The sequence below is a fragment of the Lysobacter brunescens genome (genome assembly GCF_042677005.1).
GTDB classification, from domain to species: domain Bacteria; phylum Pseudomonadota; class Gammaproteobacteria; order Xanthomonadales; family Xanthomonadaceae; genus Lysobacter_I; species Lysobacter_I brunescens.
Genome location: NZ_JBHTIF010000001.1, coordinates 2,198,953 through 2,210,270, shown reverse-complemented (window position 1 = coordinate 2,210,270; position 11,318 = coordinate 2,198,953). Strand labels below are relative to the sequence as shown.

General features: G+C 69.1%; 12 protein-coding genes. 9 read left to right on the top strand and 3 right to left on the bottom strand.

The genetic code is table 11. From position 1 onward, the window contains the following. The first annotated feature begins 51 nt into the window (after window positions 1-51). The 4 genes from ACFQ0E_RS09715 to ACFQ0E_RS09700 all read left to right on the top strand — a co-directional run bounded on the left by ACFQ0E_RS09715 (window position 52) and on the right by ACFQ0E_RS09700 (window position 1,637). Entirely contained in the window at window positions 52-555 is a 504-nt protein-coding gene (locus ACFQ0E_RS09715) for a bactofilin family protein (protein WP_386823449.1), read from the top strand. Beyond that, window positions 552-905: a hypothetical protein gene (locus ACFQ0E_RS09710; protein ID WP_386823448.1), complete on the top strand. Its 354-nt coding sequence runs from the start codon at window positions 552-554 to the stop codon at window positions 903-905. Before ACFQ0E_RS09715 ends, ACFQ0E_RS09710 begins: the two co-directional genes overlap by 4 nt. A 52-nt stretch (window positions 906-957) precedes the next feature. After that, window positions 958-1,317 (top strand): hypothetical protein, encoded by a 360-nt coding sequence (locus tag ACFQ0E_RS09705; protein ID WP_386823447.1) that lies wholly within the window; start codon window positions 958-960, stop codon window positions 1,315-1,317. Window positions 1,318-1,493: 176 nt separating this feature from the next. Continuing rightward, the gene (locus tag ACFQ0E_RS09700; RefSeq protein ID WP_386823446.1) at window positions 1,494-1,637 is read left to right on the top strand and encodes a hypothetical protein; all 144 of its coding nucleotides are present in this window, start codon (window positions 1,494-1,496) and stop codon (window positions 1,635-1,637) included. 27 nt (window positions 1,638-1,664) lie between these two features. On the opposite strand, the gene ACFQ0E_RS09695 is transcribed toward ACFQ0E_RS09700, so the two are convergent. The 3 genes from ACFQ0E_RS09695 to ACFQ0E_RS09685 are packed head-to-tail and all read right to left on the bottom strand — an operon-like array spanning window position 1,665 to window position 4,070. Next, window positions 1,665-1,925 carry a DUF6587 family protein gene (locus ACFQ0E_RS09695; RefSeq protein WP_386823445.1) on the bottom strand — a complete coding sequence of 87 codons (261 nt, stop codon included), beginning with the start codon at window positions 1,923-1,925 and terminating at the stop codon, window positions 1,665-1,667. 1 nt (window position 1,926) lies between these two features. Further along, window positions 1,927-3,828 carry a ferrous iron transport protein B gene (feoB, locus tag ACFQ0E_RS09690; protein WP_386823444.1) on the bottom strand — a complete coding sequence of 634 codons (1,902 nt, stop codon included), beginning with the start codon at window positions 3,826-3,828 and terminating at the stop codon, window positions 1,927-1,929. Beyond that, window positions 3,825-4,070 carry a FeoA family protein gene (locus ACFQ0E_RS09685; RefSeq protein WP_386823443.1) on the bottom strand — a complete coding sequence of 82 codons (246 nt, stop codon included), beginning with the start codon at window positions 4,068-4,070 and terminating at the stop codon, window positions 3,825-3,827. The genes feoB and ACFQ0E_RS09685 overlap by 4 nt, the downstream gene beginning before the upstream one ends. A gap of 185 nt (window positions 4,071-4,255) precedes the next feature. Here ACFQ0E_RS09685 and ACFQ0E_RS09680 point away from each other — a divergent pair, with 185 nt between their 5' ends. The 5 genes from ACFQ0E_RS09680 to ACFQ0E_RS09660 all read left to right on the top strand — a co-directional run bounded on the left by ACFQ0E_RS09680 (window position 4,256) and on the right by ACFQ0E_RS09660 (window position 11,293). Next, window positions 4,256-5,038 (top strand): enoyl-CoA hydratase/isomerase family protein, encoded by a 783-nt coding sequence (locus ACFQ0E_RS09680; protein WP_386823442.1) that lies wholly within the window; start codon window positions 4,256-4,258, stop codon window positions 5,036-5,038. Then, window positions 5,035-5,604, top strand: coding sequence for a cupin domain-containing protein (locus ACFQ0E_RS09675; RefSeq protein ID WP_386823441.1), 570 nt, complete (start codon window positions 5,035-5,037; stop codon window positions 5,602-5,604). Before ACFQ0E_RS09680 ends, ACFQ0E_RS09675 begins: the two co-directional genes overlap by 4 nt. A gap of 162 nt (window positions 5,605-5,766) precedes the next feature. Further along, window positions 5,767-7,809 (top strand): acetyl/propionyl/methylcrotonyl-CoA carboxylase subunit alpha, encoded by a 2,043-nt coding sequence (locus ACFQ0E_RS09670; RefSeq protein WP_386824100.1) that lies wholly within the window; start codon window positions 5,767-5,769, stop codon window positions 7,807-7,809. Next, window positions 7,806-8,717, top strand: a complete 912-nt coding sequence (locus ACFQ0E_RS09665; protein WP_386823440.1) for a hydroxymethylglutaryl-CoA lyase — start codon at window positions 7,806-7,808, stop codon at window positions 8,715-8,717. Before ACFQ0E_RS09670 ends, ACFQ0E_RS09665 begins: the two co-directional genes overlap by 4 nt. Further along, entirely contained in the window at window positions 8,714-11,293 is a 2,580-nt protein-coding gene (locus ACFQ0E_RS09660) for a sensor domain-containing protein (RefSeq protein ID WP_386823439.1), read from the top strand. The genes ACFQ0E_RS09665 and ACFQ0E_RS09660 overlap by 4 nt, the downstream gene beginning before the upstream one ends. Window positions 11,294-11,318 lie beyond the last annotated feature (25 nt).

The window sequence follows — 11,318 nt, the reverse complement described above, 5'->3', positions numbered from 1 at the left end:
CGCTAAGGTGCACGATCTTCCCGCATGCCCCCCGATGACCCGGAGACCCTCATGGCCATCTTCCAGTCCAGCCCGAGCAAGAAAGACCCGCCACCGGCCCCGACGCCCGAACCCGCGCGTCCCGCCCCGCCTCCGCAGGCCAACACCGATTTCTCGCCGGCGACGTTCCCGCGCACCGATGCCGCGCCCGCCGCGAAGGAGTCCGTCATCGCCGCCGACCTCACCATCGAGGGCAAGATCGAAGGCGCCGGCAACGTGCGCATCGCCGGTCGCTTCAAGGGCGACGTCAACGTGCAGGGCGACCTCACGCTGGAACGCGGCGCCAAGCTCAAGGGCGTGATCCGCGCCAAGAAGGTCGTGATGTCCGGCGAACTCGAAGGCAACATCGAATCCGCCGCACGCGTCGAACTGATGGAGAGCGCCGCGCTGATCGGCGACATCAAGGCCGGCACGCTCACCGTCGCCGCCGGCTGCAAGATCCGCGGCCACATCGATTGCGGCTGGGAAAGCGCGGCACCCAAGGCCGCTGCCAAGGTCGAGCCGCCCGCCGAATGAGCACGCGACCGGGCACCGCGGGCGCCACCCGCGCGTGCCCGCACTGCAAGGCGACCATCCTCGAAAGCGCGGCGATCTGTCCCGCGTGCAAGCACTACCTGCGCTTCGACGGCGACAGCAATGCGGCGACGCCGCTGCAGGTGCCCCTGCAGGTGGAAGGCACGATCCGCCATCCCGCCGACGGCGAGCCCTGGGAGTACTCGGTGGTGATCGCGATCCGCGACGAGCGCGGTCACGAGATCGCGCGCCAGGTGGTCGGCGTCGGCGCGCTGCATGCCGGCGACGAACGTACCGTCAGCCTGTCGGTGGAAGTGTTCGAAGCCAAGGGCGCGAAGGCGCGGAAGCACTGACCCGGACGCGGCATCGCTTGACCCGCGACTGCGGGAATGCTGCCATCGGCGCATGAACCCGCTCGTCCGCGACCGCAGGATCGACACCCCGCCCGGCTACGCCGAGCGCGACTGCAGGCTCGTCTCGTACCGCATGCCGTTCTGCCGGCACTGTTTCGTGCTCTGCCACGACCCGTCCGGCGAACATCCGTCCATCGATTACACGGTGATGGATTTCTTCATGGGCGAAACCCATGCCCTGTCGCGCAGCATCACCGGCAACCCGCACTCCTTCGTCGCGATCCACAGCGGCGGCTTCGTGCGCAAGCGACAAGAGCCTGTTTGTGCTCTCTCCATGCCTCTCGCCGCTCCTGCCGGAACTCGGAGCAAGGAAGAGAGAGGGAGTGGATGTCGATCCACGACCGAACGATGACGCCGCACCGCGTTCCGGCAGGAGCGGCCCTTCGGGTTGTGCCGCAGCGGCCTGCTGGCCGCCGTGCGCCGCTTGACTTGACCACCAGTCAAGCGCGGCGCGACGCCCGACGGCCAGCAGGCCGCTGCGACACAACGAGAGGCATGGAGAGAGCACAAACAGGCTCTAACCTGCACATGCACGTCTTCGTGATCGAACGGCGCTGGCAGAAGGCGTGGTTGTACCTGCTGCTGGCGACGATCCATACGACATCGGCGGCCTTCCGCGCCGCCAGGCGACTGCTTCGCATCGTGCCCGCGCGTCGACGCGCTGCGGATTGAAGCGTAGCGCGCTCAAAGCAAGATCGCCTAGGGCGACCGCTTGTTGCTGCCGTCATCGCAGCCGGAACATCCACCACACCCATCCGCCGCCTTCGACGGCGGCGCGATCCACTTGCCCAGCGCGCGCATCCACGCGGGTCGCGCTTCACGCACCAGCGGCAGCGCGATGGCGATGCGCAGGCGTCGTGCGGCGTTCGGTGCCTGCTTGCGGAACACCACCCAGGCGCTGACCAGCACCGCGATCGCGATGACCGCGTATTGCAGGGTCAGCGACAACGAGGCGTCCATGTCATCCGGCGCCGAGTGCGACCGCGACCTGGTAGGTCAGCAGCGAGGCGAGGTAGGCCAGCGCGAACAGGTAGAACGTGGCGAAACCCATCTGCTTCCACGAGTTGGTCTCGCGCTTGATCGTGGCCAGCGTGGAGATGCACATCGGCGCGTAGATGTACCAGACCAGCAGCGACAGCGCGGTGGCCAGCGACCAGTCCTGGGCGAGCAGCGGCGTCAGCGCGTCGGCGGCGGCGGCATCATCGGCGGCGGACAGCGCATAGACCGTGGCCAGCGACGACACCGCGACCTCGCGCGCGGCCAGGCCCGGGATCAGCGCGATGCAGATCTGCCAGTTGAAGCCCAGCGGCGCGAACACGGCGGTCATGGCATGGCCGATGCGGCCGGCGAAGCTGTAGTCGATGGCCGGACCCAGGGCGCCGGCAGGCGGCGCGGGGAACGTCAGCAGGAACCACAGCAGAATGGTGAGTGCGAGGATGATGCCGCCGACACGCTTGAGGAAGATCACCGCGCGTTCCCACAGGCCGATCAGCAGGTCGCGCGGATGCGGCACGCGGTACGACGGCAGCTCCAGCAGCAGCGCATGCTCGCCGCCCTCGCCCGAGGCTTTCCAGCGTCGCCAGCGCTTCATCACCGTCGCCACCAGCAGCGCGCTGAGGATCGCCGCGACGTACAGGCCGAACAGCACCAGGCCCTGCAGGTTGAACAGGCCGCCGACCTCGCGGTTCGGGATGAAGGCGGCGATCAGCAGCGCATACACCGGCAGGCGCGCCGAACAGGTCATCAGCGGTGCGACCAGGATCGTCGCGATGCGGTCGCGCGGGTCCTGGATGCTGCGCGTGGCCATGATGCCCGGCACCGCGCAGGCGAACGAGGACAGCAGCGGGATGAAGCTGCGCCCGGACAGGCCGGCCTTGAACATCAGCCGGTCGAGCAGGAAGGCCGCGCGCGGCAGATAACCGGATTCTTCGAGGGCGAGGATGAAGGCGAACAGGATGAGGATCTGCGGCAGGAACACGACGATGCCGCCGAGGCCGGCGATGATGCCCTCGGTGACGAGACTCTTCAGCGGCCCCTCGGGCATGGCGTTGCCGACGACGCCGACGAACCAGCCGGTGCCGGCCTCGATCGCGTCCGCCAGCGGCGTCGCCCAGGAAAAGACCGCCTGGAAGATCAGGAACATCACCACGATCAACACGAGCAAGCCGGCGACCGGATGCAGCAGCCAGCGGTCGAGGGCATCGTCGACGCGCGCGGTGCGCTCGGGCATGCGCACGGCGAGTGCGAGCAGGCGCCGGGTTTCGGCGTGCAGTGCGTCCTCGATGCGCGCCGACGCGTCGGCATGGTCGGGCATACGCCGCTCGGGCGGATGCAGGCGTTCGGCCATCGCATCGAGCTGGGTCATCAACGCGCGGCCACCGTCGCGGCGCACGGCCACGGTTTCGACCACCGGCACGCCGAGCTCGCGCTGCAGCGCATCGAGGTCGATCTCGATGCCGCGACGCTTCGCGGCGTCCATCATGTTCACGGCCAGCACCATCGGCTTGCCGAGTTCGCGCACTTCCAGCGCGAAGCGCAGGTGCAGGCGCAGGTTGGTGGCGTCGACCACGCAGACCAGCAGGTCCGGGGCGGGTTCGCCGGGATAGAAGCCGCGGCAGATGTCGCGGGTCACGGCTTCGTCCAGGCTCGCCGCCTGGAAACTGTAGGCACCGGGCAGGTCGAGCAGGGTCAGGCGGCGGCCGGCCGGGGTCTGCAGGCGACCTTCCTTGCGCTCGACGGTCACGCCAGCGTAGTTCGCGACCTTCTGCCGGCTGCCGGTCAGCAGGTTGAACAGCGCGGTCTTGCCGCAGTTCGGATTGCCGACCAGCGCAAGGCGCAGCGGTTTGGCGGCGGTCTCGGTCATGCGACGGGCTCCATGCGCAGGCGCACCCGGCCGGCTTCGACGCGGCGCAGGGCGAAGCGGGTGAACCCGACCTGGACCAGCAGGGGCTCGGCGCCGAACGGCCCGGCGGCGACGATCTCCACCCGCTCGCCGGCGATGAAGCCCAGCTCGCGCAGGCGGCGGGCGATGGCGTCGTTGGCCGAGAGGTCGAGCACCTCGTCGACGAAAGCGGCAGTGCGATGCGGCAGATCGGTCAACTTCACGCCCGGGTCCAGTGCGCTTGCCAAATGGGAATAGTTCTCAATTCTATACCAGCTCCGGCGGCGCCGGACCGATCCAGGTCAATTTCCGCCGCAACGGACCGGTCCGCTGCGGGGTCGTACGGAATCGAATGGCCGGGGCGACCGGATATCATTCACGCCTGTCGACAGGATCAGGGACCCCGGGCATGACCGATTCGCTGCAGCACCACCGCCATGGACCCGTGGTCCATCTCCAGCTGCACCGTCCCGACCTGCACAACGCGTTCGACGCCGACCTGATCGAGACCCTGACCTCCGCCCTCGTCGCGATCGGCGACGACCCGGCGGTGCGCGTGGTGGTGCTGGAAGGCGCCGGACCGAGCTTCTCCGCCGGCGCCGACCTCAACTGGATGCGCGGCATGGCCGGCGCCAGCGAGGCCGAGAACCGCACCGACGCCCTCGCCCTCGCCCGCCTGATGCGCACCCTCGACGAGCTGCCGCGCCCGACCATCGCCCGCGTCCACGGCGCGGCCTTTGGTGGCGGCGTCGGCCTGGTGGCCTGCTGCGACATCGCCATCGGCGCGCCCGAGGCGAAGTTCGGCCTGACCGAGAGCAAGCTCGGCCTGCTGCCTGCGGTGATCTCGCCCTACGTCATCGAAGCGATCGGCGCCCGCCAGGCGCGGCGCTGGTTCGCCACCGCCGAGATCTTCGACGCCGCCGAAGCCCTGCGCATCGGCCTGCTGCACGCCGTGGTGCCTGCCGAAGAACTCGACGCGGCAGTGAAGCGCCAAGTCGACCTGCTGCTGAAGGCCGGACCGGTCGCCTCCCGCGAAGCCAAGGCGCTGGTGCGCCGGGTCGCCGCCGAGCACGACCGCAACCGCCTCGACCACGACAACGCCGACCTGATCGCCCGCCTCCGCGTCTCGGCCGAGGGCCAGGAAGGGCTCGGCGCCTTCCTCGACAAGCGCAAGCCGGGCTGGATCGCATGAGCAACGAAGGTCCTGCCGCGATGACCGCGCCCATCCTCAACCTCGACGACGTCGAGCTGATCGATCTGGCCGAACGCGCGCGCCAGCGCGGCACGACGATGCCGGAAGGCCGCTTCGGCGGCAGCATCGGCCCGATCTCGCCGCGCATCGGCGCACGCAAGCTCGGCTACAACCTGACCGTGATCGCCCCGGGCAAGGCCGCGTTCCCGAAGCACAGCCACCGCGCCAACGAGGAGATGTTTTTCGTCATCGAAGGCACGGGCGAGCTGCGCCTTGGTGATGCGCTGCATCCGGTGCGCGCAGGCGACGTGATCGCCTGCCAGCCCGGCGGCCCCGAAACCGCGCACCAGCTGGTCAACACCGGCGACATCCCGCTGCGCGTGCTCGCAGTGAGCACGATGGAATACCCCGAGATCTGCGAATACCCCGACTCCGGCAAGTTCCTCGCCAGCACCGGTTTCCAGTCCGGCGACTTCCGCCACATCGGCCGCCCCGGCGACGGGCTGGATTACTGGGATGGCGAGGGCGACGACTGCAATGATTCGGCCACGGATTCACGCGGATGAATCCCTCTGCCGTGGCGCACGCCTCCAGTGGACACGACATGACAAGCCTGCATGTCGTTCCATCGCCAGGCTTCATGGGCTGTGCACACGAGATGCACAGGCGCTCACACACTTCGAATGTCCTTTCCACTCGCGTTGATCCGCGCCAATCCGTGGCAGACCATGTTCAATAAAATCCTCATCGCCAACCGCGGCGAAATCGCCTGCCGCGTCATTCGCACCTGCCGCAAGCTCGGCATCCGCACGGTCGCGGTGTACTCCGATGCCGATTCCGACGCACAGCACGTGCGCCAGGCCGACGAGGCGTACCGCATCGGCGGCGCGCGTCCGCAGGAGAGCTACCTGCTCGGCGACGTGATCCTCGATGTCGCGAAGCAGAGCGGCGCGCAGGCGATCCATCCGGGCTACGGTTTCCTCAGCGAGAACGCGGACTTCGCCGATGCGGTGGAAGCGGCGGGCATCGTCTTCATCGGTCCGAAAGCCGCGTCGATGCGCAAGATGGGCAGCAAGGCCGGCGCCAAGCAGCTGATGCAGGCGGCCGGCGTGCCGGTGGTGCCGGGCTACACCGGCGAGGACCAGTCGCCGGCGCTGCTGCAGCGCGAGGCCGATGCGATCGGCTATCCGCTGATGATCAAGGCCGCGCACGGCGGCGGCGGCAAGGGCATGCGCATCGTGCGCAGCAGCGAAGAATTCCTGCCGAACCTCGAAAGCTGCCAGCGCGAGGCGCGCAATGCCTTCGGCCGCGATCGCGTGCTGCTGGAGCGCTACGTCGAAAAACCGCGCCACATCGAGATCCAGATCTTCGGCGATGGCTACGGCAACGTGATCCACCTCAACGAACGCGAATGCTCTGCGCAGCGCCGCTACCAGAAAGTGCTGGAGGAATCGCCGTCGGCCTTCCTCACCCAGGACCTGCGCGAGGCGATGGGCGCGGCGGCGGTGCAGGCCGGCCACGCGATCGACTACCAGAACGCGGGCACGGTGGAGTTCATCGTCGGCCAGGACGGTGGCTTCTACTTCATGGAGATCAACACCCGCCTGCAGGTGGAGCATCCGGTCACCGAGTACGTCACCGGCCTCGACCTCGTCGAATGGCAGCTGCGCGTCGCCTTCGGCGAGCGCCTGCCGAAGGCGCAGCACGAGATCGCGCAGCGCGGCCATGCCATCGAAGTGCGCCTGTACGCCGAAGATCCGGAAGCCGGCTTCCTGCCGGGCTCGGGCAAGCTCACCCGCCTGCACCTGCCCGCACCCGACGCGCACACGCGCATCGACGGCGGCGTGATCGAAGGCGACACCGTCACCATCTTCTACGACCCGATGATCGCCAAGCTGATCGTCTGGGACGAGGATCGCCCGCGCGCCCTCGCCCGCCTGCGCGATGCGCTGGCGCAGTGCACGATCGACGGCCCGAAGTCGAACGTCGCCTTCCTCGAACGCCTGTGCCGCCATGCCACGGTCGTCGACGCGACCATCGACACCGGCACGCTCGACCGCGACCTCGAAGACTTCATGCCCAAGCCGGCCGACCCAGCGCAGGTGCGCCTGGCGCGCGCGGCGGCGGCCACGGTCGCCCTGCTGCAGGAGGAAGCGCGCACCCGCGCGCGCGCCGCCGCGAGCAGCGACCCCAGCTCGCCCTGGGCCAGCGCCGACGGCTGGCGACTCGGCCATGCCGGCCAGCGCCGACTGGTGCTGGACGATGGCCAGCAGCGGCACACGATCCTTGCCCAGGGCAGCGGCGGCGACTATCGCCTGGAAGAGGCCGACGGCGCCTGCGAGGTGCGCGGCGCGCGCCTGACCGACACCCACCTCGACGCGCGCTTCGACGGCGCCAGCCACCGGGTCCTTGTCGACGCGCATGCCGACGCCGTGCAGCGCTCCGGATCCGGCAGCGTGCAGCCGGTCGACGTGCACGACGGCGAGCGTCGCTGGCGTTTCGTCCGCGTGCCCGCCTACCAGCCGGCCAGCGAACAGGGCAGCGCCGCAGGCGACCGCGCCCTGGCGCCGATGCCCGGCCGCATCGTGCTGATCAAGACGCAGGTCGGCGACACGGTCGAACAGGGCCAGGAACTGCTGGTGATGGAAGCGATGAAGATGGAGCTGTCGCTGAAGGCGCCCTGCGCGGGCGTGGTGAAGGAAGTTCGCGTCACTGCCGGAGATTTCGTCGAAGCCGATGCGGCCCTGGTGCTGCTGGGGAGCGAGGCATGACGGCCACGCAACCGACCGACTTCGTCCGCATCGTCGAAGTCGGGCCGCGCGACGGCCTGCAGAACGAAAAGACCCTCGTGCCGGCGGCCGACAAGATCGCGCTGATCGATCGGCTGTCCGCCACCGGCCTGCGCAGCATCGAGGCCACCAGCTTCGTCAGCCCGAAATGGGTGCCGCAGCTGGCCGACGCGACCGAGGTCTACACCGGCATCGCGAAGCGACCCGGCGTGCGCTATCCGGTGCTGGTACCGAACGAACAGGGCTACGAGCGCGCGCGCGCCGTGGGCGTAGACGAGATCGCGGTGTTCACCGCCGCCTCGGAAGCGTTCAACCGGAAGAACATCAACGCCTCGATCGAGGAATCGCTGCAGCGTTTCGCGCCGGTCATCGAGCGCGCGAAGGCCGACGGTGTCGCGGTGCGCGGCTACGTCTCGACCGTGCTCGGCTGCCCCTACCAGGGCGAGGTGCCGGTGGCCGAGGTGGTGCGGGTGGCGAAGGCGCTGCACGCCATGGGCTGCTACGAGGTGTCGCTGGGCGACACGATCGGTGTCGGCACCCCGGCGAAGGCTGCGGCCATGCTGCGCGCGGTCGCGACCGAAGTGCCGATGGCGGCGCTGGCCATCCATTTCCACGACACCTACGGCCAGGCGCTGGCCAATATCCACGCCTGCCTGGACGAAGGCGTGCGGGTGGTCGATGCCGCCGTGTCCGGCACCGGCGGCTGCCCGTACGCGAAAGGCGCGAGCGGGAATGTCGCAAGCGAGGATGTCGTGTATATGCTGCACGGCATGGGCATGGACACCGACATCGACCTCGACGCACTCAGCGCCACCGGGCGCTGGCTGGCCGAACGGCTGGGCCGGCCCAGTGGCAGCAAATTCACATTGGCAAGGACCGCCGCACCATGACAGAACGCTGGCCCGACCCCGCGCAATCCCCCGCCGCCGACCTCCTGCGGACGCTGGACGCGCTGGAACGGGCCAGCGACGACGCGGCCCTGCCGGAGGCGACGCGCACCCTGCTCGGCCAGGCGCGCGACGCCCTCCTCGCGACGCTGGAGGAAACCGAATCCGAGCGCCAGCGCTATCGCGCACTGCTCGATGCCGTGCCCGATCCGGTCAGCATCATTGCCTGGGACGGCACCGTGCTCGACCTCAACACCGCCGGCGTGGCTGCGTATCGCCGGCCACGCGAGGAGATCGTCGGCAAGCCGATCGAGGTGCTCAACCCCGACCTGCCCAAGGACCACCTCGGCCCGGTATGGGCAGCGTTGAACCGCGGCGAGACCTACGTCGTCGAAGTCACCAACATGCGCGCCGACGGCAGCCGCTTTCCCGTCGAAGTGCACACCGCCGGTTTCGAATACCGGGGCGACAAGCGCATGGTCGCAGTGGCGCGCGACCTCAGCCAGCGCTGGCAGGCCGAGTCCCGCTATCGCCTGCTGCTGGAATCGATCGATGTCGGCGTGATCCTGTTCGATCGCGAGATGCACGTGATCTCGGCCAACCCCGCCGCCTACCGCGCCATCGGCGCAGAACCCGGGCAGAGCGTGCAGAACCTCCTGCGCCCCGGCGACTGGAAGGTGGTCGATGCGCGCGGACGGCCGCTGTCGTTCCGCGACTGGCCGACCACGCAGGCGCTGGACTACGGCCAGGTGATCAGCAACACCGTGATCGGCCTGTATTACATCCCCGACCAGCGGATGTCGTGGATCTCGGTGACCAACGTGCCGGTGTTCGAGACCGATGGCGTCACGCCCGAGTACGTGTTCGCGATGTTCAGCGATGTCACCACGCTCAAGCGCGACAACGTGCTGTTCGATCGCGCCCAGGGCCTGGCGCACATCGGCGGCTGGGAATGGGATCGCGGCCGGCAGCGCCTGTACCTCACCCATGAAGCGCAGCGCATCCTCGGCCGCGAGCCCTCGCCGCAATCGGTCGACGCGCTGATCGCCGGCGCGCCCGCCTCCGACCGCGCGCGGCTGCGCACCGCGATCGACCGCCTGATCGAATCAGGCGGCAGCTTCGACCTGGAACTGCAGTACATGCGCGACGACCAGCAGCCCTGCTGGGTGCGCATGATCGGCGAAGCCGACACCGCCGACCCCGGCGTGTCGCGCATCGTCGGTACGCTGCAGGACATCACCGAACGCAAGCACGCCGAGGAATCGCTGCGCGTCCAGGCGCGCACCGATCCGCTGACCGGCCTGCTCAACCGCGACGCCATCCTGGTCGAACTGGATCGGCGCATGCAGGACCCGGCGAACACCGAGGTCGCGGTGCTGTACATCGACCTCGATCGCTTCAAGGTGATCAACGACGTGCTCGGCCACGCTGCAGGCGACGAACTGCTCGCCTCTGCGGCGCAGCGCATCTCCACCGCGGTGGATGGCGAGGGCCTGATCGCGCGTTTCGGCGGCGACGAATTCCTCGTCGCCTGCCAGTACGCCGACGCGCCCGAACGCCCGGAGCGCATCGCCGCCGCGATCCTGCAGGCCCTGTCGGAGAGCTTCCGCTTCGACAACGAGGAATTCACCATCACCGCGAGCATCGGCATCGCCCGCTCGCCCGACGACGGCGTGCGCCCGCAGTCGCTGATCCAGAACGCCGACGCCGCGATGTACGACAGCAAGCGCCGGTCGCGCAACGCCTGGCAGGCGTTCACGCCGGCACTGGCGCAGACCCAGGCCGACCGCCTGTGGATGGAAACCCATCTGCGCCGTGCCGCCGACAACGGCGAGTTCCACCTGGTCTATCAGCCGCAGGTCGACCTGCAGAGCGGCCGCATCGTCTCCGCCGAAGCGCTGATTCGCTGGCAGAACCACCTGCTCGGCGAACTCCGCCCGGACCGCTTCATCAGCCACGCCGAGACCACCGGCGACATCGTGCGCATCGGCGGCTGGGTGCTGCGCGAGGCCTGCCGCCAGGCGGCCGACTGGCGCAATGCCGGCCTGGGCATCGTGCGTGTCGCGGTGAACGTCTCATACCGCCAGTTCGTCGGCGAAGACCTCGCCGACACCGTGCGCCGACTGCTCGGCGAGTTCGGCCTGCCCGGCGAAGCGCTGGAGCTGGAGTTCACCGAGCGCGTGCTGATCGAGGACGCGCCCGACACCCTGCGCAACTTCGCCGAGCTGCGCGAGATGGGCGTGATGCTGACCATCGACGACTTCGGCGAAGGCTACAGCGCGCTGAACTACCTGCGCCGCCTGCCGATCCACGGCCTCAAGCTCAGCCAGCTCTTCGTCGAAGGCGTGCCGCACAACCACTCCGATGTCGCCGTGTGCCAGGCGGTCAGCGGCATCGCCAGCAGCCTTGGCCTGGGTCTCGTCGCCGAGGGCGTGGAATCGGAAGCGCAGCGCCAGTTCCTGCTGCGCCTCGGCGTCCCCGTCGGCCAGGGCTTCCTGTTCGCCCCGGGCCTCAAGCCCGACGAATTCGCGCGCCGCCTGCTGCAGGAAGGCTATCGACCGGCAGCGGCTGCACATTGATCCTCCCATGCCTCCTGCCAACGCA

Coding starts and splice junctions, on each gene's coding strand:
- ACFQ0E_RS09715 (WP_386823449.1), top strand. CDS start 52: ATGGCCATCTTCCAGTCCAGCCCGAGCAAGAAAGACCCGCCACCGGCC.
- ACFQ0E_RS09710 (WP_386823448.1), top strand. CDS start 552: ATGAGCACGCGACCGGGCACCGCGGGCGCCACCCGCGCGTGCCCGCAC.
- ACFQ0E_RS09705 (WP_386823447.1), top strand. CDS start 958: ATGAACCCGCTCGTCCGCGACCGCAGGATCGACACCCCGCCCGGCTAC.
- ACFQ0E_RS09700 (WP_386823446.1), top strand. CDS start 1,494: ATGCACGTCTTCGTGATCGAACGGCGCTGGCAGAAGGCGTGGTTGTAC.
- ACFQ0E_RS09695 (WP_386823445.1), bottom strand. CDS start 1,925: ATGGACGCCTCGTTGTCGCTGACCCTGCAATACGCGGTCATCGCGATC.
- feoB (WP_386823444.1), bottom strand. CDS start 3,828: ATGACCGAGACCGCCGCCAAACCGCTGCGCCTTGCGCTGGTCGGCAAT.
- ACFQ0E_RS09680 (WP_386823442.1), top strand. CDS start 4,256: ATGACCGATTCGCTGCAGCACCACCGCCATGGACCCGTGGTCCATCTC.
- ACFQ0E_RS09675 (WP_386823441.1), top strand. CDS start 5,035: ATGAGCAACGAAGGTCCTGCCGCGATGACCGCGCCCATCCTCAACCTC.
- ACFQ0E_RS09670 (WP_386824100.1), top strand. CDS start 5,767: ATGTTCAATAAAATCCTCATCGCCAACCGCGGCGAAATCGCCTGCCGC.
- ACFQ0E_RS09665 (WP_386823440.1), top strand. CDS start 7,806: ATGACGGCCACGCAACCGACCGACTTCGTCCGCATCGTCGAAGTCGGG.
- ACFQ0E_RS09660 (WP_386823439.1), top strand. CDS start 8,714: ATGACAGAACGCTGGCCCGACCCCGCGCAATCCCCCGCCGCCGACCTC.